Origin of the sequence: Mesorhizobium sp. WSM4312 (assembly GCF_002294875.1) — a bacterium.
GTDB lineage: Bacteria > Pseudomonadota > Alphaproteobacteria > Rhizobiales > Rhizobiaceae > Mesorhizobium.
The window spans coordinates 33435-53059 of record NZ_NSFU01000017.1 but is presented as its reverse complement, the minus strand read 5'-3'; the positions used below and the strand labels follow the sequence as shown (position 1 = coordinate 53059).

The 19625-nt window shown below is 63.6% G+C and carries 16 protein-coding genes; 7 read left to right on the top strand and 9 right to left on the bottom strand.

What is annotated here, in order from left to right; genetic code table 11:
- The first annotated feature begins 5 nt into the window (after window positions 1–5).
- Entirely contained in the window at window positions 6–557 is a 552-nt protein-coding gene (locus CK228_RS26275) for a hypothetical protein (RefSeq protein WP_095775365.1), read from the top strand.
- Window positions 558–651: 94 nt separating this feature from the next.
- Here CK228_RS26275 and CK228_RS26270 read toward each other — a convergent pair whose 3' ends face one another.
- The 3 genes from CK228_RS26270 to CK228_RS26260 form a co-directional block, all read right to left on the bottom strand.
- Window positions 652–918: a hypothetical protein gene (locus tag CK228_RS26270; protein ID WP_019858327.1), complete on the bottom strand. Its 267-nt coding sequence runs from the start codon at window positions 916–918 to the stop codon at window positions 652–654.
- 180 nt (window positions 919–1098) lie between these two features.
- A complete protein-coding gene (locus CK228_RS26265) occupies window positions 1099–2307 on the bottom strand; it encodes an MFS transporter (protein WP_095775364.1) in 1209 nt (402 codons plus the stop codon).
- Between the two features lie 59 nt (window positions 2308–2366).
- Window positions 2367–3356: an AraC family transcriptional regulator gene (locus CK228_RS26260; protein ID WP_179296056.1), complete on the bottom strand. Its 990-nt coding sequence runs from the start codon at window positions 3354–3356 to the stop codon at window positions 2367–2369.
- Window positions 3357–3517: 161 nt separating this feature from the next.
- Between CK228_RS26260 and CK228_RS26255 the strand changes: the two genes are divergently transcribed.
- Together CK228_RS26255 and CK228_RS26250 are read left to right on the top strand one after the other, a co-directional pair.
- A complete protein-coding gene (locus CK228_RS26255) occupies window positions 3518–5353 on the top strand; it encodes a monovalent cation:proton antiporter-2 (CPA2) family protein (RefSeq protein WP_095789688.1) in 1836 nt (611 codons plus the stop codon).
- A gap of 15 nt (window positions 5354–5368) precedes the next feature.
- Entirely contained in the window at window positions 5369–5914 is a 546-nt protein-coding gene (locus tag CK228_RS26250) for a DUF924 family protein (protein ID WP_095789687.1), read from the top strand.
- A 3-nt stretch (window positions 5915–5917) separates the two neighbouring features.
- On the opposite strand, the gene folK is transcribed toward CK228_RS26250, so the two are convergent.
- The 3 genes from folK to folP are packed head-to-tail and all read right to left on the bottom strand — an operon-like array spanning window position 5918 to window position 7628.
- Window positions 5918–6430 carry a 2-amino-4-hydroxy-6-hydroxymethyldihydropteridine diphosphokinase gene (gene folK / locus CK228_RS26245; RefSeq protein ID WP_095775360.1) on the bottom strand — a complete coding sequence of 171 codons (513 nt, stop codon included), beginning with the start codon at window positions 6428–6430 and terminating at the stop codon, window positions 5918–5920.
- Window positions 6414–6773 carry a dihydroneopterin aldolase gene (gene folB / locus CK228_RS26240; RefSeq protein WP_095775359.1) on the bottom strand — a complete coding sequence of 120 codons (360 nt, stop codon included), beginning with the start codon at window positions 6771–6773 and terminating at the stop codon, window positions 6414–6416. Before folB ends, folK begins: the two co-directional genes overlap by 17 nt.
- Before the next feature lie 3 nt (window positions 6774–6776).
- Entirely contained in the window at window positions 6777–7628 is an 852-nt protein-coding gene (gene folP, locus CK228_RS26235; protein WP_095789686.1) for a dihydropteroate synthase, read from the bottom strand.
- 98 nt (window positions 7629–7726) lie between these two features.
- Between folP and CK228_RS26230 the strand changes: the two genes are divergently transcribed.
- Together CK228_RS26230 and CK228_RS26225 are read left to right on the top strand one after the other, a co-directional pair.
- Complete coding sequence (locus CK228_RS26230) at window positions 7727–8347, top strand: DUF922 domain-containing protein (protein WP_095789685.1); 621 nt, start codon at window positions 7727–7729, stop codon at window positions 8345–8347.
- 217 nt (window positions 8348–8564) lie between these two features.
- On the top strand, window positions 8565–10058 hold the full coding sequence (locus CK228_RS26225) for an MDR family MFS transporter (RefSeq protein ID WP_245438114.1): 1494 nt from the start codon (window positions 8565–8567) through the stop codon (window positions 10056–10058).
- Between the two features lie 9 nt (window positions 10059–10067).
- Here CK228_RS26225 and CK228_RS26220 read toward each other — a convergent pair whose 3' ends face one another.
- The 3 genes from CK228_RS26220 to CK228_RS26210 form a co-directional block, all read right to left on the bottom strand.
- On the bottom strand, window positions 10068–11099 hold the full coding sequence (locus CK228_RS26220; protein ID WP_095789684.1) for an NAD(P)/FAD-dependent oxidoreductase: 1032 nt from the start codon (window positions 11097–11099) through the stop codon (window positions 10068–10070).
- Window positions 11100–11416: 317 nt separating this feature from the next.
- A complete protein-coding gene (locus CK228_RS26215) occupies window positions 11417–11737 on the bottom strand; it encodes a 2Fe-2S iron-sulfur cluster-binding protein (RefSeq protein ID WP_010909663.1) in 321 nt (106 codons plus the stop codon).
- Window positions 11738–11836: 99 nt separating this feature from the next.
- Window positions 11837–12205 carry an Hpt domain-containing protein gene (locus tag CK228_RS26210; RefSeq protein WP_032930394.1) on the bottom strand — a complete coding sequence of 123 codons (369 nt, stop codon included), beginning with the start codon at window positions 12203–12205 and terminating at the stop codon, window positions 11837–11839.
- A gap of 273 nt (window positions 12206–12478) precedes the next feature.
- On the opposite strand from CK228_RS26210, the gene CK228_RS26205 reads away from it, so the two are divergent.
- A complete protein-coding gene (locus CK228_RS26205; protein ID WP_095789683.1) occupies window positions 12479–18889 on the top strand; it encodes a kinesin in 6411 nt (2136 codons plus the stop codon).
- Between the two features lie 99 nt (window positions 18890–18988).
- Window positions 18989–19603, top strand: coding sequence for an exonuclease (locus CK228_RS26200; protein WP_095789737.1), 615 nt, complete (start codon window positions 18989–18991; stop codon window positions 19601–19603).
- The last annotated feature ends 22 nt before the right edge of the window (window positions 19604–19625 follow it).

Here is a 19625-nt window from a genome sequence, read left to right as displayed (position 1 = left end):
CGTCGATGAAAAGCGTAATTCTGTCCAGCGTCCTGCCCCTGGCCGTTGCGATCACAGCAGTCGTCGGTCTCGCCTCGCAGGCTTCCGCCGCAGAGCCCGACAAGCAGTTCTTCCAGTCGGCGGAAGGCAAATGGGTCGGCCCGGGCGAAATCGTCGCCGGCAAGTACAAGGGCACGAAATTCAACTGCAGCTTCACCGGCTCCACGCCGGACGGCAAGATGGGCATGACTCTGGATGGCGGCTGCCGGGTCGGTATGTTCACCCAGCAGATGTCGGCCAAGATCGAACGCAAGGGCCGCGATTACAAGGGTTCCTTCATGGGGGGCGCTGACGGTGCGGGCCTGGACATCATCGGCGGCAACGTCGTCGATGCCCGCAAGGTGGTCTTCACCATCAACCGCAACCAGCTGCGCGGCGTCATGCAAGCCCGTATTCCCGACGACAATTCGATGACCGTGACGGTTGCCGTGCGGGTCCAGGATCAGCTGGTGCCGGTCATTGGTATGAGCCTGAAGCGCGTCGATGCCGTCGAAGTCGGCTCCATCGCCCCGAACTGAGCGCATTATCGCGCCCTACCCCCAAACACATCCCCAAAAGCAAAGAGGCGGCGGCCCATCGCCACCGCCCCCTTTTGAACCAGTCGAAAGGCGCTTAGCCCTTGATGGCGGCCGTCACCTCGTCATACGCCTTGCAGGCGTCGGCGAGTGTCGTGGTGCCCTGGTACTTGGTTGTCACCGCCTGGACCTTGGCGGTCAGGTCAGCCGCCTTGGACGGATCCTTGGTGATCGCTTCCTGCAGTGCGGCGGCCATATCCTGTGCCTTCTTGGTCGCGATCTCGGCCGTGCATTCCGGCGCCTTCGAACAGGCCGAACCCGCAAGCACCGCCAGGCCGACGGCAACAAGCAAAAACTTCTTCATGTCAGTCATCTCCTCAAAAGGGCGCGACTTGATCGTCGCTCACCCTCCAATGGCCGAAGCCGAGCGTCCTTAGCCTTCGATTGTGGCAACAAGCAACGCGCGCATTGCGTAAACTTGTGTAACGCGTCTGCAATATTATCCGGGCCGGATTCGGGCTGCCCGCGTCAGCGGCGGCAAAGTTCAGCTGCGCGGCTGTAACATCGCCAATACGGCTGTCGATGCTGCAAGGATGGCAGTCACGGTCAAAGGCGCTGTAGGGCCATAGGTGTCGACGACATAGCCGCCGACAACCGCGCCGATGGTGATGGCGACCTGAAAAGAGGCGACCATCAGGCTGCCCGCCGCCTCCAGCGCGTCCGGCGCTGCGCGAGACAGATTTGTCGGCAGCACCACCGGCGCCATGCCGAAGGCGAAGCCCCACAGCGTCGCGAAGCCAAAGGCAACGCCAATGTGCACGCCCCAAAGCACCAATGACAGCGCCGCAAACGCCATCAATGCGGCGGTGACCACGAGAGCCACGTGGATATTGGCGTCGGCCATGCGGCCACCGGCAATATTGCCGATCACCGCGGCGATGCCAAATCCGAGCAAAGCCAGGGCAATTGGCCCGGTTGCAAGGTGCGTCACATGTTCGAGAAAGGGACGCACATAGACCGAGCCGGCAAAATGCCCCGTCATCAGCAAAAGGATGGCAAGCATACCAAGTTGAACGCCACGTCTCCGTGTCAGACGAAGGACGTCTGCAAGACTATTGCTTGCCGTTGCAGGCAAGGACGGCAGGCTAAGCAACTGCAGCAGCATGGCAAGCAAGGCCAACCCCGCTGTCATGGCCATGGCGCTGCGCCAACCCAGCCAGTCGCTGATCAACGCGCCCATCGACGGTGCGGCAATGGTTGCGAGCGAGACGCCGAGGGTGACGATAGCCATGCCCCGCCCAGTCGCATTGGCGCCAACCAGCCTCGCCACCACGGCGACCGAAAGTGCCCAGAAAGCGCTGAGTGCGATCCCCAGTCCGGCCCGACCCAGCAACAATAACCAGAAATCGGTCGCCAGCGCCGCAAGAATGTTGGAACCGACCGCCAAGGCGCTGAGACCAACCAGCACTGCCTTGCGGTTCAATCGGCCGATGAGAACATTGCTCAACATGGCCGTCACGGCGCCGACAGAAGCTGTGGCGGTGACGACCTGTCCGGCTGTTCCTTCACTGATACCGAGATCGCGCGCCAGGGGCGTCAGCAGACCTGCCGGCAGAAATTCGGCTGACACCAGAGCAAAGCTGGTGGCGGCCAATGAAATGACCGCGAACCAGGTGGTTGCGCCCCACCTGGCCGGCGCAGCCGCATCAACGTCTATCGCCGCGTCTTCAAGCTGTAATGTTGTGTCTGTCACGGACGTATCTCCAAAGTTTGGAGATCTTCATAACCGAGTCCGGTCGGATGAAATGTATCTTAGAATCCGAAATTCATGTCTATTCGTCCGGGAATTGTGCGACGCACAACGCCAGGGGAGACATTGGTGATGCGCTTGAAGGCGCGAGCGAAGGATGCCTCGGAATCATAGCCCAAGCGGGTAGCAACCTCGGCCACCGACAAACCGTTTTGCCCCAACAACTCGCGGGCAAGCTGCATGCGCAAACGGGCGAGATAGTGTGCCGCGCCTTCTCCCAATACAGCGCTGAAGCGCTCGGCGAAAATGGAGCGCGATTGGCCTGCCAGGCTGGCGAGGCTTTCGAGCGTCCAGTTATGGCCGGGGTCTTTGTGCATGGCTGCCAGAGCGCGGCCAATATTGGGGTCGCGGATGGCGGCGAGCCAACCGGTCGTCGAAGCTCCCGTGCAATTGACCCAGCAGCGAATGAGCCGGGCTGTCAGCAAGTCCGCCATACGCGACAAGATGGTGGCGCTGCCCATCTGTGGTTGCGCGGCCTCCGCGGTCATGGCCGCCAGCAAAGGGCCAATGACCGGGTCATTGCCGGCCACGTCGCAACCCTTGATGATAGGCGGCATCAGCGTGATCAACGGGTTCAACGCATAGGCGCCCAAGGCCATTGAGCCGCAGAAAAGGGTGCTTGTCGTGCCCGTGCCTTCCCGTACGACTTCGCAGACGTTGCCCCCCAACTTGGTCACCCGGCAATCATCGAGCGAGCCGCCTGCAACGTCTGGCGCGCTGGCCAGCCGATGGGTGATGCCTTGTGGCAGCAGCACCAGATCGCCATCGCGCAGCTGCTGCCAGCCTTGCACTTCGGTGTGGATCCAGCATGGACCCTGACCGACAAAGTGAAAACGAAGCAGCGATTGTTGCGGAAATTCTATGCTCCAAGGATGTCGGAGCTCGCAGCGGCCATAATTGACGCCACTCAGGCGAAAGTCTTGCAGGACTTCGCTGAGCGCATCCATCGGAATATGCGGCGCAGGAGACGGCCAGGACGAATGGTCGGTCATCTTGCCGATATATATACCAATCGTCCGGCAGGCAAGCGGAGACCGTAGTGCCACCAGGGGAAACGCTTCGACGGCATCCTACCCGTCCTGGCAGACTACCCGGCCTTGCCTCCCGCTCCAACTGCATGCAAGGAGTGCTGTAGGACATAGGGACAAGAGGCATGGCAGCGGAAACATCAGGCAGCGATCTCATTCAGGTGGTAGCGCTGCTTGCTGCGGGGGTCGTCGCCGTCCCTATCTTCAAACGCATGGGCCTCGGCTCGATCCTGGGCTATCTGGCGGCCGGCGTGGTGATCGGCCCGTTTGGTCTTCGCATCTTTTCCGAATCGGGAGCCATCCTCCACGTCGCCGAACTCGGCGTCGTCATGTTCCTGTTCATCATCGGGCTGGAAATGCAGCCGTCGCGGCTTTGGGGCCTGCGGCGCGAAATCTTCGGGCTCGGCGCGCTGCAGGTCGGAGTCTGCGCGGTCCTGTTGACCGGCGTGGGAATGGCCGGCGGTTTTCCGGTCTCGCAATCCTTCGTCGCCGGCGCCGGTTTCGTGCTGACCTCGACGGCGATCGTCATGCAGCTTCTCGAGGAACGCGGCGACATCGCCTCGCCGAAAGGCCAGCGCATCGTCTCCATCCTGCTGCTGGAAGATCTGGCCATCGTGCCGCTGCTGGCCCTGATCGCGTTCCTGGCGCCCGGCGGCGCCGACACCAGCCTGTCGGAAAGGCTGACCGAGGTCGGCATCGGCCTTGCCGCGATCATCGGACTTGTGCTGGCGGGGCGCTATCTGCTCAACCCGTTCTTCCGCATCCTGGCGGATGCCCGTGCCCGCGAGGTGATGACGGCCGCGGCACTGCTGGTGGTGCTTGGATCGGCGCTTGCCATGCAGCTCAGCGGCCTGTCGATGGCGATGGGCGCGTTCCTGGCCGGCGTGCTTCTGTCGGAATCGACCTTCCGCCATCAACTGGAAGCCGACATCGAGCCGTTCCGCGGCATCCTGCTCGGCCTGTTCTTCCTTGCGGTCGGCATGTCGCTCGACCTGCATGTGGTCGCCGCGAACTGGAAGCTGATCGCCATCTATGTCGTCGCCTACATGATCATGAAGGCGCTCGGCATCTACATCGTCGCCCGCATCCTCAAGACCGGCCATCGCGAAGCCTTGGAACGCGCGGTCTTCATGGCGCAAGGCGGCGAATTCGCCTTCGTCCTCTACTCAGCCGCCGCCGTCGTCGGCATCATCGACAACCAGGCCAACGCGATGCTGACGGCGATCGTCATCATCTCCATGGTGCTGACGCCGCTGGCGATCATCGCCTTGCGCTATGTCACCCCGCGCGACGAGCAGTCGCTCGACGGCATCGACGTCGCCGACGGACTGACCGGCAGCGTGCTGATCATCGGTTTCGGCCGCTTCGGCCAGATCGCCAGCCAGCCGCTGCTGCTGCGCGGCATCGATGTGTCGATCATCGACAACGATGTCGAGATGATCCAGGCGGCCGCCGACTTCGGCTTCAAGGTCTATTATGGCGATGGCACCCGGCTGGATATCCTGCACGCGGCCGGCGCCGGCCGGGCGCGCGCCGTGCTGATCTGCGTCGACAAGGCCGATGCGGCCGTTCGCATCGCCCAGTTGATCAAGGCCGAATTTCCGCTGCTCACCGTGCTTGCCCGGGCTTTCGACCGCGGCACCGCGCTGCAGCTCATTCGCGCCGGCGTCGACTATCAGCTGCGCGAGACCTTCGAATCGGCGCTGGTTTTCGGCGGCTCGGCCCTGGAATCGCTTGGCGTTGATCCCGAAGACGTGGCGGAAACGATCGAGGACGTCAGGCGTCGCGACACCGACCGTTTCGAAACCCAGCTCGCCGAAGGCATTCGCGCCGGCCAGCGCTTCCTGCGTGGCAATATCGGCACGCCGATTCCCACACCGCTCTCCACGCCGCGCCGCCCCGGTCAGGCCCTCAACGAGGAGACGGCTGGCGTTCTGCACAAATCCGAAACAGCCGATTGAACCAAGGAATCATGCATGGAATTGGACAGCAGAGCCCTGTCGGTCACCAAATTCTGGCGCGACGCCGGCGAGGATGCTTGGTTCGAGAAGAGCGACGCTTTCGATGCCGATTTCCGCGATCGCTTTCTCGACCTGCACTATGCCGCGGCACGGCGTGAGTGCGACGCCTGGTCGGGCCATGCCGAAGGTTCGCTGGCGCTGATGATCCTGCTCGACCAGTTTCCGCGCAATTGCTTCCGCGGCACCGGCCACATGTATGCCACCGATCCGCTGGCGAAGCACTTTGCCCATAAAGCGGTCGCTGCCGGGCATGACCTGGCGCTGGAACCGGAAGTCCGCGTGTTCCTGTATTTACCGTTCGAACATGCGGAAAACCTTGCCGACCAGGACATTTCGGTCGAGCTGCACACCGCCAGGGCAGAGTTCAACCTGAAATACGCACTGGAGCATCGCGACATCATCCGCCGCTTCGGGCGGTTTCCGCATCGCAACAGGATGCTTGGCCGCGAGACGACACCGCAGGAGCAGGCGTTTCTCGACGAAGGCGGATTTTCCGGCTGATAGCTAGGTCAGCCACCAGTCCCGGCCGGACGGCAACCGCTCGATTCCGGCGGCGTCGACAGCGCCGAGCCGTTCCGACACGCTTCTCCCGCCGACGGCAAGATCCGGCGCGATTTCGGCCAGCGGCGCCAGGACGAAAGCGCGCTCCAGCATACGCGGATGAGGCACTTCCAGACCGGTCTCATGGATGACGCGGTCACCGAACACCAGAATGTCGATATCGATCAGGCGCGGCCCCCAGCGCTCCTCGCGCACCCGCTTCAGCTTCCGCTCGGCGTCGAGGCAGAGGTCGAGCAGCGCCCGCGGCGAGAGCCGGGTCGACAGTTCGGCGGCGGCGTTGAGGAAATCCGGCTGATCGAGCTTGCCCCAGGGCGGTGTGCGGTAGAGCGACGAAACGGCGGTGACGCGCGTGCCCGCATCGGCGTCGAGAATGCGCAGCGCCGCCGCCATCGAGGCCGCCGGATCACCCAGATTGCCGCCGAGGCTGAGGAAGACGGTGTTACTCGGGCCAGACAACGGTCACCTCGACATGATCGAGCACGCCAGGCACCGGCGCGTTCGGCTTGCGCACGGTGATTTCGGCCCTCTTGATCTGCGGAAACCGCTCCGTCAGCGCCTTTGCCACTTCCATGGCCAGGGCTTCGATCAGGAAGCGCCGCTTCCCGGTGATGATCTTCTCGATCACCGTGAAGGCAATGCCGTAGTTGACGGTTTCCTCGATTGCGTCGTCGACAAGCGCGCGCCCGGGTTCGACCGACAGCACCGCGTCGACATAGAAACGCTGGCCAAGGGCTTCCTCCTCGTCGAGCACGCCATGCCGTGCAAAGAAGGCGCAGTTCTTCAGGCGGATGACATACATGGCTCAGCGTTCCGATGCGGCGGTTTCAAGCGCCAGCATAGCATCCGCCACGGCCAGCGCGTCCACGTTGATTGCGACATCATGGACGCGAAACAGATGCGCGCCCTTGAGCCTGAGAATGACGCTGGTCGCCGCCGTTCCGGCCGCCCGGTCTGCCGCATCGCGGCCGGTGACGGTGCCGATGAAGCGTTTTCGCGAGGTGCCTGCCATCAGCGGAAAGCCAAGCGCATGGAGCTCGGAAAACCGCGCCATCAGGTCGAGATTTTCCTCAGCCGTCTCCTTGGCGAAGCCGAAACCTGGATCAAGCACGATGCGATCGTCCGCAATGCCGTTACGACGGGCGATCTCCAGGGATTTTTCCAGGAACGCAAACTGGTCCGCGATCACGTCGGTCAGCTTCTCGCGATCCCGCCCGGTATGCATGATGATGAGCCCGGCTCCGGTTTCGGCGGCGACCCGCGCGATGTCGGGCTCGCGCTGCAGGCCCCAGACATCGTTGACGATATGCGCGCCGGCAGCCACGGCCAGCCGCGCTGTGTCTGCGCGATAGGTGTCGACCGAAATCAGCACGTCACCGGCGCGCACCAGCGCCTCGATCACCGGCAGGATGCGCGCCTGTTCCTCGCTGGCCGAGATGGCGGCGGCACCCGGCCGGGTCGATTCTCCACCGACATCGATGATCCGTGCCCCTTCCTCGATCATCCGGCGCGCCTGGGTCAGCGCCGCTTCGGGCGCAGCGAACAGTCCGCCGTCGGAAAAGCTGTCGGGAGTGACGTTGAGGATGCCGACGACCACGGCCTTGCCGCCAAGGTCGAGATAACGTCCATGCGCCAGCTGCCATCGCCTCGCCGTCATTGCTCATCAACCATGGCTCATCAACGATGTGTGATCCGCAAAGGATCAATTCCGTTGCGCCGGCAACGGCCGTAACGCAAGGTGGGTAAAGAGGCAATATGATGAAACGATCCCTGCTTTGCGCGCTACTGCTTGCCGTGACCGCTGTTCCGGCGGGCGCGGCCAATCTCCTCAAGACATACAGCTATTTTTCCATTGGCGGCAGCACGCTCGAAGACATCGAGACGCAGCTCTCCAAACATGGGCCGCAGGTCAAAAGCACGGGCTCGCGCCACCCCGGCGCCACCCAGATGGCCTTCACCACCCGGATCAGCTACGCCAGGCAGGCTGACTCCTGCCGGATCGCCGACGCCGCCGTGACGGTCAAGGTCAAGGTGATCCTTCCGGAATGGCGCCGCCCGCGCAAGGCGGATCCCGACGTGAAGCTGTTCTGGGACACGCTGTCGGCCGACATCAAGCGCCATGAAGAACGCCATGTCGAGATCGCCAAGAACTATGGCCGCGAGCTGGAAAACGCGCTGAAGGCGACCTACCGGCGGACGGATTGCGCTGCGGCCAAGGCCAAGGCGGCCGAGATCACCGCCGCCATTCTCGCCAGGCACGACCGCGCCCAGGTGCAGTTCGATCGCGTCGAGAGCGTCAATTTCGAAAGCCGTATCCTGCGGCTCATGCGCTACCGCATCCAGCGCATCGAGAACGGCCGGCTGCCACCTGGCTGAATTTCATCGGCGCACTCGATGGCGCCGGTGCAAGCCAACCGGGCCGAAGCATAGTGCCAGCGTCGGAAAACTTTCGAACGGCGCTCGAAATCGGCCTAAACGGAACGACATATCACGGGTTGGCAAGTACAATCCTCAAGGCACGAGCACCACGACCGATCGCGCGGCGAACGCGTCAGGCAAGCCCAATCGTCGACCCGGATCGCGCGCAAAACACATGGACAAGACTATGGACCAGGCTGTCGACAAGCAGACCATACCGGCTGCCGCCACACCGCTGACCGAAAGCGAGAAGAACGCCATCATCGGCGGCGTCCTTCTGTCCATGCTGCTGGCGGCGCTCGACCAGACCATCATCGCACCCGCCATGCCGACCATCGCGCGAGCGCTCGGCCACGCCGAATATCTGCCCTGGATGGTCACCGGCTATCTCCTGACCGCCACCGCCGTGGCACCGCTCTACGGCAAGATTTCCGACGTCTATGGCCGCCGCCCGACCGTCTACGCGGCGATCCTCATCTTCCTCGCCGGATCACTGGTCAGCGCCATGGCCCCCAACATGTTCGTGCTGGTGATCGGGCGCGCGATCCAGGGTGCCGGCGGCGGCGGCCTGTTTGCGCTGGCGCAAACCGTCATCGGCGACCTCGTGCCGCCGCGCGAACGCGCACGCTATGCGGCCTGGGTGTCAGGCACCTGGGCCGTCGCCAGCATTGCCGGGCCACTGCTGGGCGGCACCTTTGCCGAGCATCTGCACTGGTCGCTGATCTTCTGGATCAACATTCCGCTTGGGCTTTTGGCCATGGCGATCATCAACAAGCCGCTGAAGAAGCTGCCGATCGCAGCCAAACATCACCGCATCGACGGGTTGGGCGCCGTGCTTCTGGTTATCGCCACGGCCCTTCTGCTTCTGGCGCTCAACTGGGGTGGCAGCACCTATCCCTGGTTTTCCCACGAAATCCTCGGGCTGGTGGCCGGTTCGGCCGTGTTCTGGGCCCTGTTCGCACTGAGACTGATGAGGGCCGCCGAACCGCTGATCTCGCTTGAAGTGCTGGGCAATCCGATCGTGCTCGCCGGTGCGCTGTCGATGTTCCTGCTGCAGGCGGCCAATATCGGCGCTTCGGTCTACTTGCCGGTCTATCTGCAAACCGTCATCGGGCTGTCCGTCAGCGAATCGGGAATGGCCATGCTCGGCCTTTTGCTCGGCACGGTCGCCGGTGCCGCCACAAGCGGCCGCCTGATCCCCCGCTTCGTGCACTACAAGCGCATCGCCATGATCGGCATCGCCTTGGCCATTGTCAGCATTGGCGTGCTCAGCGCCATTGCTGGACACGCCTCGCTGCTCGAGGTCGAGATCCTGACAACCCTGATCGGCCTGGGCAGCGGAACGACATTCCCGGTCGCGACCGTCTCTGTCCAGAACGCCGTCGATCGAACTCATCTCGGGGTTGCGACAGGCGTGCTGACCTTCCTGCGCACGCTGGGTGGCGCGCTGGGCGTCGCCCTGCTCGGCGCGGTCGCGCTCGGCTATGGCCTGCCGCTCTCCGCCGAGGGTTCGCAGACACATGTCCAGCTGACATCAGCCTTGCCGTTCGTGATGATCTTCATCACCGCCGGCATCACCCTGGTGCTGGCGCTCGTCGCCATGATGCTGATGCCGGAAAAGGCGCTGCGCGGACGCGACGAAGCGGTTGCGCCCGTCCTCGCGGAATAGGAGCGGTCTTTACTCCACCACGCCGAGCTTCTTCTGCAGGCTGGTCGACGAGGTCGTGTATTGGAACACGATCCGCTCGCCGGGGCTGACGATGCGCTTGGCCGCCTGCGCCATCAGCGCCACTTCATGGAAGCCCGACAGGATCAGCTTCAGCTTTCCCGGATACGAGTTGATGTCGCCCACCGCGAAAATGCCGGGCACCGATGTCTGAAATTTCTCGGTGTCGACCGGAATCAGGTTCTCGTGGAGATTGAGCCCCCATTCCGCGATCGGCCCGAGCTTCATCGTCAGGCCGAAGAAGGGCAGCATGCGTGTGCATGGCACTTCGATATCGCCTTCCGGACCACCCTTGATGGTGGCCGATGACAGCTGGCCGTCGGCGCCGGTCAGGCCGGTCACCTGGCCGACCTTGAACGCAAGCTGCTTCATCTCTTGCATGGCATACATTTTGTTGACGCTGTCGGGCGCCGCGCGGAATTCAGGGCGCCGGTGGACCAGCGTCACGCTTTTTGCCACCGGCTGCAGGTTCAGTGTCCAGTCGAGCGCCGAGTCGCCGCCGCCGACAATGACAAGGTCGTGGCCGCGAAAATCCTCCATCCGGCGCACCGAATAGAAGACGCTCTTGCCTTCATAGGGCTCGATGCCCGGGATCGGGGGGCGTTTGGGTTGAAACGAGCCGCCGCCGGCGGCGATCACCACCACCTTGGCCTCGAACACCTCGTTCTCGTCGGTGGTGACGCGAAAGCTGCCATCCTCCAGTTTCTGGAGGCTGGAGACCATGCGGTTGTAGGTGAAGTCAGGCTTGAACGGATGGATCTGCTCGAGCAGCTTGTCGACCAGCCCTTGCGCCGAAATCGAGGGCCAGCCGGGAATGTCGTAGATCGGCTTTTCCGGATAGAGTTCCGCGCATTGGCCGCCGGGTTTGTCGAGGATATCGATCAGGTGGCATTTCATGTCGAACAGGCCGAGCTCGAACACGGCGAAAAGGCCGACAGGCCCTGCCCCGACAATGAGAACATCCGTCTTGATTGTTTCGGTCATGCGATGTGGTCCCCTTGGGAATGGGGCGAGACTGCATGAGCCGTGGCCTGCTGCCAAGCAGCCAATGTCAAAGAAATTGGAACGTCGCCGAAGGCATATTGAGTTTCAGGTCAGGCCGAGCCGGAGTCGAAGACGGCGCGAAGCGACCAAACAGGGTTGATACCGAGAACCGGAGCGCAACGTACTTTTCATATGCGAGTACCGGCCTACCCGGGCCATAGCCCTAGCTGCCACGATCCCTCGTCAAGTGCTTCGGCCGGCGAAGGCCGGAGGAAGCCGCCGTTTGCAGGCCGGCATCACCCGAATATCAACACGCCCTAGCCCTGGCGCTCCGGCACCCGCACCACCAGGCCGTCAAGCGCGTCGCGTACCTTGATCTGGCAGGACAGACGCGAGTTCGGCTGGACGTCGTAGGCGAAGTCCAGCATGTCCTCTTCCATCGCTTCCGGCTCGCCCACTTCCGCCGTCCAGGCCTCGTCGACATAGACATGGCAGGTGGCGCAGGCGCAGGCGCCACCGCACTCCGCCTCGATCCCCGGCACGGCGTTGCGGATGGCGTTTTCCATGACCGTCGAGCCGTTTTCGGCGTCCACGTCGAATTGTGTGCCGTCATGGGCGATGAACGTCAACTTGGTCATTTGTCACCTGAAGGGAGTTTCCGCCGAGATAATCACTCCGGCAGACAAGTCAACTGCCGTGCGAAAGCGCCGCTCGGTGACGTTTTTCCACAAACCGGGTCAGCGATTGATGGCGGCGATGAAATCGCGCACTTCGTCGATCAGTTTGCCGAGCCGCTTGAGGGTCTGGCCGTCTTCCGGCTGCCGCTCGATCTCGGTGGCACAATCGGCGATGGCGAAGGCGCCAACGCCGCGAGCAGACCCTTTCAACCCATGCGCCAGCAGAAGCCGGTCCTTGAGATCGGCATCGACAATTTTGTCGCGTACCGACAGCGCCTGCTGTACAAACAGCGCCAGCACCTCTTGCTCGAGGGCGCGGTCGCCCATCGTTTGCCGGGCAAGGTGTGCCAAATCGACCGGTCGGGACTGCCTGGTTCCCGAGACGTCGCCTCCGGGCATTGAAAAGGCAATGCCGCTTTCGCCACGCATGAACTCGAACTCCGTTTTCTTCGGCCGCCTGAAAAATTAGGCGAATCCAATGGACAACGGGTTAATGAATGGCCCGGAAAAATGTTGCGAAAGCGGCGCACGGATCACGGTTCCGTTAACCTTATATTTAAAGTTTTACGTATCCCGCGGAATGCATGTTTTCTTTACCCCCCTGTGTCATTACGATACGAGGGTCCATTTTCAGCCTCCTGCGCGGGGGTACGACAAAGACAATTATAAGCCCCGCGGCAGCTAGTACAGGGTAGCGAAGGCATGGCAAAGAAACCAACGACGACGACGAGAAATCTCGACAGCGACGTGGCCAGGGAACTGGAAAAAGCGCTCGATCTCGACCTCAGCGGCGACATCGGCAGCGGCGATCTCGATATCGCGGCTTCGATGGAAGATCTGGAAGCGCAGATATCCCAGGCCGCCGACGAGCTGGCACGCGAGGGACGCAACCAGAAGCCGGCACCCGCCGCCAATCAGGCCCCCATTGCCAATCAGCCCGCGAGTCCCGCGCCGAAGGCCAAGCCGGCAGAACTGCGCCCCGTGGAGACACGCAATGGCAATGGCAACGGCGCGCAGCCCACGGGCTTCGCGCCGGCCAATGATGATCGCCAGAAGGATTACAAGACCCTGCTGCACGGCCTCAACAGGCGCGCCTCCAACACCGTCTACTGGATCGTCGCCTTCGTCTCGCTCGCCTGGATCGCCGGCGCCGGCGGGCTCGCCAACCTGCTATTCGGACCGAGCATCTGGAGGATCCGCACTCTCGACCAGTTCCTTGCCCGTCCCGAACTGATTGGCCTCGCCGTCGCGGCGATCGTGCCGATCATCCTGTTCTGGGCCTTCGCAGCCATGATTCGCCGCGCCCAGGACATGCGGATTGCCGCCCAGTCGATGACGGAAGTGGCCTTCCGCCTGACCGAGCCGGAAAACATGGCGCAGGATCGCGTCATGATGATCGGCCAGGCCGTTCGCCGCGAGGTGGCGGCCATGGGCGAAGGCATCGAACGCACGCTGGCCCGCGCCGTGGAGCTGGAAACGCTGGTCCACAGCGAAGTCAACCAGATCGAGCGCTCCTATTCGGAAAACGAAACCCGCATCCGTTCGCTCGTCGACGGGCTTGGCAGCGAGCGCGAGGCGGTCGTCAGCCATGCCGAGCGCGTCCGTGCCTCGATTGCCGGTGCGCATGAGACGCTCAGGGATGAAATCGGCTCCGCCAGCGACATCATCCGCGACTCGATCCTCAATGCGTCGACCAAGCTGTCGATGACGATCACCAATTCCGGCGACACGCTCATCGACCGCATCAATGAAAGCTCGATGTCGATCTTCGATTCGGTGGAAGGCCGGCTCGACACCATCACCGACAAGCTTTCGACCTCCGGCGAGGCCTTCGCCAGCCTGCTCGACACGCGCATCGCCAAGCTGACGGATACGACGGACGGCCTGACCCGGTCGCTGACCGATCTGCTCGACGATCGCACCACCGGCATGGTTTCGCTGCTCGGCGGCGCCGCGCGCACCCTCAATTCGGAATTCGAAGCCAGCCTCAACGGCATCGAACGTACGCTGGCCGAACGCGGTCAGGCCCTGATCAGCGAATTCCAGACCCGCGCCGAAGCGCTGGACACCGGCACGCAGAAGCTCAACGCAGCGCTCGAGGCCCGCGCCCGCCAGATCAACGAGACGCTGGTCGAGCGCGCCCGCGAAATTGCCCACACCTTCGCCGAGAGCAAGGATACGCTGGCCGCGATGATCGATCAGGGCAAGACCCAGATCGGCGCCGACATGGCCGACATCGTCACCTCGACATCGAGCATGCTGGAGGCTCGCGCCAGCGACTTTGCCGGTCGCATGGAAGCGGCGCGTCATGTCGTCTCGCGCTCTTTCGATAGCGACATCCAGCGGCTCGCCGACGCCCGTGTCGGCATCGAGGAAGCCGTCGAAAACCACAGCCGCAAGCTGTCCGAAAGCCGCGAGCGCATGGCGGCCGCCATGCAGGCGGACCTGGAGAAATTCGCCGAAAGCCGCGACGGCATCGATGCCGCGGTGACCAACCAGGTGCAGAAGCTGGCCGAAGGCCGCAGCCTGATCGCGCGCGCCCTCGAAGAGGATCTGCGCAAGGTCAACGAATCGCGGGCCGCCATCGACGCGTCGCTCGGCAGCCACCTCGAAAGGCTGGAAGAAGGCCGCAACAGGCTTTCGCTGGCTCTCAACGAAGACTCCGGAAAACTCGTGCAAGCCCGCACGATCATTGATGAAATGGTCGCCGGCCATGTTGGAAAGCTCGCCGAAGGCCGCAACATCCTGTCGCGTGCCCTGGAAGCCGACCTCGGCAAACTGTCCGACAGCCGTGCCAGCATTGACGGGCTGGTCGCCGGTCAGGTCGAGAAGATCGCCGAAGGTCGTGCGGTGCTCGCCAAGGCCTTGGAAAACGATATCGCCGGCATCAAGGGCCTGATCGAGGCGCATTCGGCAAAGCTCGTGGATGACCGCAGCCAACTCGGCCGTTCGCTCGAGGACGACCTATCTGGCATCAGGGGCTTGCTTGACGATCATTCGGTCAAACTCGCCAACGACCGCAGCCTGCTGTCGCAGACGCTGGAAGCCGACCTTGCCAAGCTGGCCGAAAGCCGCTCGAGCATTGACGGCCTCGTCGCCGGCCAGGTCGAGAAGCTGGCCGAGGGCCGCGACATTCTCAAGCGCGCGCTGGAATCGGACCTCAACACCATCAAGGGTGTCATATCGAGCCAATCGGAAAGGCTGGCGGAGGATCGCGGACTGCTTTCGCAGGTCCTCGAAGCCGACTTGCAGAATGTGAACAGCGTAATCGCCGACCACATGAACAGGCTCGTTCAGGATCGTTCGACATTGTCGAAGGCTCTCGAGGACGACCTCGCCAAGCTGGCCGACAGCCGCTCCAGCATCGACGGGCTGGTCGCTGGTCAGGTCGAGAAGCTGGCCGAAGGCCGCGACATTCTCAAGCGCGCGCTCGAAGCCGACCTCAACACCATCAAGAACACCGTTGCCGACCAGTCGCAGAAGCTGGTCGACGACCGCGCCCAGTTCGCCAGGGCGCTCGAAGCCGATCTCGAAAGCGTCAATAGCCTGGTCAGCAGCCATTCCGATCGGCTCGTCCAGGATCGTTCGACCCTGTCGAAGGCGCTGGAAGTCGACCTCGACAACGTCAACGGCCTGGTCAACAGCCATGCCGAGCGACTCATCCAGGACCGTTCGACGCTGTCGAAGGCGCTGGAAGCCGACCTCGAAAGCGTCAGCGGCCTGGTCGGCAGCCACGCCGACAGGCTTGTCCAGGAGCGCTCGACCCTGTCCAGGGCGCTCGAGGACGACCTTGCCAAGCTGGCCGAGAGCCGTTCGAGCATCGACGGCCTGGTCGCCGGCCAGGTGGAGAAACTGGCCGAAGGCCGCGACGTTCTCAAACGCGCCCTCGAAGCCGATCTCGCCAAGCTCGCCGAAAGCCGCTCCAGCATCGACGGGCTGGTGGCCGGCCAGGTGGAAAAGCTCGCCGAAGGCCGCGACATTCTCAAGCGCGCCCTCGAGGCCGACCTGCAGAAGCTGAGCGAAAGCCGCGGCGAGATCGACGGCGTCATCGCTGGCCATGTCGGCAAGCTGGCCGAAGGCCGCAACATGCTGAGCCGCGCGCTGGAAGACGATCTCGGCAAGCTCGCAGAGACCCGCAAGGACGTCGACCGTTCGCTGTCCGGCCACATCGACCAGATCGCTGCCAGAAGCACCGACATTTCGGCCGCGATCGCCGCCGATGTAGAGAAGATCGAGCAGGCGTTCAGCCGTCAGACCGGGATCATCGAGGAACGCGCCGGAACCATGGAGCGCGCGCTCTCGACCGGCGTCGACAATGTCCGCAGCGTGCTCGAAAAGAGCGCGGTCTTCGTCGCCGGCGCCTTGCGCGAAAAGGTCCTGGAGGTCACCAGCGCGCTGCATGAGCAGGCCGGTGCAGCCTTCAGCGATGCCGACCGCAAGATCGCCGAGCGCGCCGAACAGACGTCCGCCGCCCTTTTGGCGCGGGCCGAAGACATCGCCCGCACCTTCGAGGAAGCCGACCGTCGCCTGCACGCCCGTGCGGAAGATACGTCCAACGCCTTGCTCGCCCGCGCCGACGACGCCTCCAGCTCGCTGCTGGCCCGCGCCCACGAAACCGCCGATCAACTGGCCGCCCGCGCCGGCGAGATCGCCGGCACCTTCGAGCTGGCGGACCAGAAGCTCGCCGCCCGCGCCCAGGAAACGGCCGACCAGCTGGCTGCCCGGGCCCAGGATACTGCGGACCATCTGGCGGCCCGTGCAAGCGAGATTGCCGGCACCTTCGACGCAGCCGACCAGAAACTGGTCGCCCGCGCTGTCGAGACGGCACAATCGCTGGCCGCCCGCGCCGGGGACATCCTGCGCAACTTCGAAAGCGCCGACCAGCGGCTCGGCATGCGCATCGGCGAATCCGCCGAGGCGCTCGCCGCCCGCGCAACCGACCTTGGCCGCATCTTCGATGCCGCCGATCAGCAATTGGTCTCGCGCATCGCCGAAGGTTCGGATGCTCTGTCCAGCCGTGCGTCCGAGATCGGCCGCATCTTCGACGAGGCCGACCAACGCCTGGTCTCGCGCATCGCCGACAGCTCTTCGACGATCGGCGAGCATGCGCAGACCATCGTCGGGGCTTTCGCCAGCACCGAGCAGAAGGTCGCCGACCGTGCGCGCCAGACCGGCCAGGAACTGGCCGTGCACGCCCGCGAAATCGAGCAGGCACTTGCCGGCGCCGACGAGCGTCTTGCATCGACCGCGGCGGCTGCGGCCGCCCGTGTCGAGGAGCAGATCGCCAGCGTCGAGAACCGCCTCGCCCATACCACCGAAACAATGGGCCAGAGGCTCAATGAGCAGGTGTCGAGCGCCGAGGCACAGCTCGTTTCGCGCGCCAATGTGATCGCCGAGACCTTCACCGCTGTAGGCCAGCATATCGGCCAGAGCACCAACGACGCCGCCAAGACGATCGGCGCCAACACACGCGAACTCAACACCATGCTCGCGGCGCGGTCGGCCGAAATGTCGAAGATCCTCGACGAAACCGCGCGGCCTTTGGTCGAACGCTTCGCCCAGGGTGGCTCGGAACTGCAAAAGAGCATGGAAGAGGTCACCGAACGCGCCACCGAGAAGCTGCGCAGCGAAAATGCCGCCCTGGTCAACGCGCTCGCCAACCGCACCGCCGAGACTTTGTCGGCGGTCGAAGGCGCCCGCTCGTCGCTGTCCGACAGTGTTGCCGATCTCATCGGCCGCATGACCAAGTCCAGCTCGCAGCTCGGTCAGCTGATCGAGCAGGCCGCGGTCAATCTCGGTCAGGTCGACGAACGCCTGACCGGCAGCACGCAGAGCTTCGCGGCGACAACAGAAAAGGCGGCGCAGACCTTTGCCAGCTCGGCGCGCCTTGTCGATTCGAACACCACAAGGCTGACGGAACTGTCGTCGTCGACCTTGCGCGAAGTGGCCTCGATCGCCACCAAGTTCGATGAACACAGCCGCCTCCTGGCCAGCGCCTCGGACCTGTTGAGCTCGGCCCAGAGCAACCTCGAGCACACGCTGGAAAGGCAGTCATCGCTCGAAGACCTCGCCGTCGGTCTGGTCAAGAAGTCGGAGGATCTCGAAAGGGTCATGCGCTCGTTCGAAAACCTCGTCGGCCAGACGCTGCAGAACGCCGAAGGCAAGACGATGGAGTCGGCCGACAAGATCCGCAATGCCATCACCGACGTGGTCGATTCGGCAACCAAGCGCTTCGCCGATGCCACCGATGAGATGCGGCGCACCGCGAGCTCGATCAAGAGCGAACTCGATCTCACCCGCGCCGAACTCAAGAAGGGCGTCATCGAGATGCCGGAAGAGGCAAAGGAATCGACCTCGGCGATCCGCCGCGCCGTTTCCGAGCAGATCAACGCCTTGAAGGAGCTTTCCGACATCGTCGCGAAGTCCGGCCGCGGCGGCGGCGACACCTCGGAGCCACGCAATCTGCGCCCGGCGTCGCAAGCGCCGGCAGCACGTCCCGCCGAACCGCCACGTCGCGCGCCGGCACCGCAGCCGGAGCTTCGCACGCCTCAGGCGCCGTTGGGCGGCACGGCGCTGCGCGGCACGCTCGATCTCGAGCGTCCGGCCGAGCCGCGCCAGCGTCCCGAAGCCGGCGCCCGCACGCCACAGGGCGGCTGGGTGCGCGACCTCCTGACAGCGGCGTCGAACGATGCGGATCTCAGGCCGGCGGCAGCACCCTCGGCGCCCGTGGAAGCGCCGCGCGCGGCCCCTGCCCAGCGCTCGCCGCTGCATGTCGTGGAATCGCTGAACTCGCTATCCGTCGACATCGCACGGGCAATTGACCACGATGCTTCGATCGAGCTGTGGAACCGCTATCGGCGTGGCGAGCGGGACGTGTTCACGCGCCGGCTCTACACGCTGAAGGGCCAGCAGACGTTCGACGAAATCCGCCGCAAGTATCAGGGCGAGGCCGAATTCCGCGCCGCCGTCGACCGTTACTGCGACGACTTCGAAAAACTGCTCAAGGACGTCTCGCGCAACGACCGCGACAACATCATGGCGCAGACCTACCTGACCTCGGACACCGGCAAGGTCTACACCATGCTGGCCCACGCCAGCGGGCGCCTGCACTAAGCGTCAGCGGCCAGATGGCCGGGATCTGCTTGCGGAAACCTCTGCGTTTCCGCAAGCAGGCACCCAAACGCCCGGTTCACCGATAAAAGGGTGCTGACCGTGAAGACGGCAATCATATTCGACTGCGAATTTCTCTGCCTTGAGGGGTCGCAACGTCGGTTTTGGTGCGCGGCTCACGATCCCGACCCTGTCATCGCGCAGATCGGCGCGGTCAAGTTTGGTCTCGAAGACGACTTTCCGCTGCTCGGCACGCACAAGGCCTATATCAGACCGATCGACCGGTTTGGCCGGAAATACGAACTCGATCCGTTCTTCACCAGACTGACCGGCATAACCGAGAAAAACATCGAGACCGAAGGGGTTGCGCTTGGAGAAGCACTTGCCGGGGTCGATCGCTTTTCCGATGGCGCGCGGTTCTGGTCCTGGGGCAAGGACGAACTGAACATGATCGCCATCAGTTGCTATGTCGCGGGCATTCAGCCGTCCATCCCCGCCACCCGGTTCGACAACGCCGTCAAGCTGCTGATCGCGGCGGGGATGCCGCTCGAGGATCTCGCACGGACGCCAAGCAACAAGCTTGCGGACTATCATGGCGTCGAACACCCGCCATTGCAGGGACATGACGCGCTCGACGACGCGCTGTCCGTCACCTACACGCTGCAGCACTTGATGAAGACTGGAAAGCTGCAGCCGGAAGCCTTCGACAGCTTGTAGCTTGAAGCGTCTGGCGGGATTG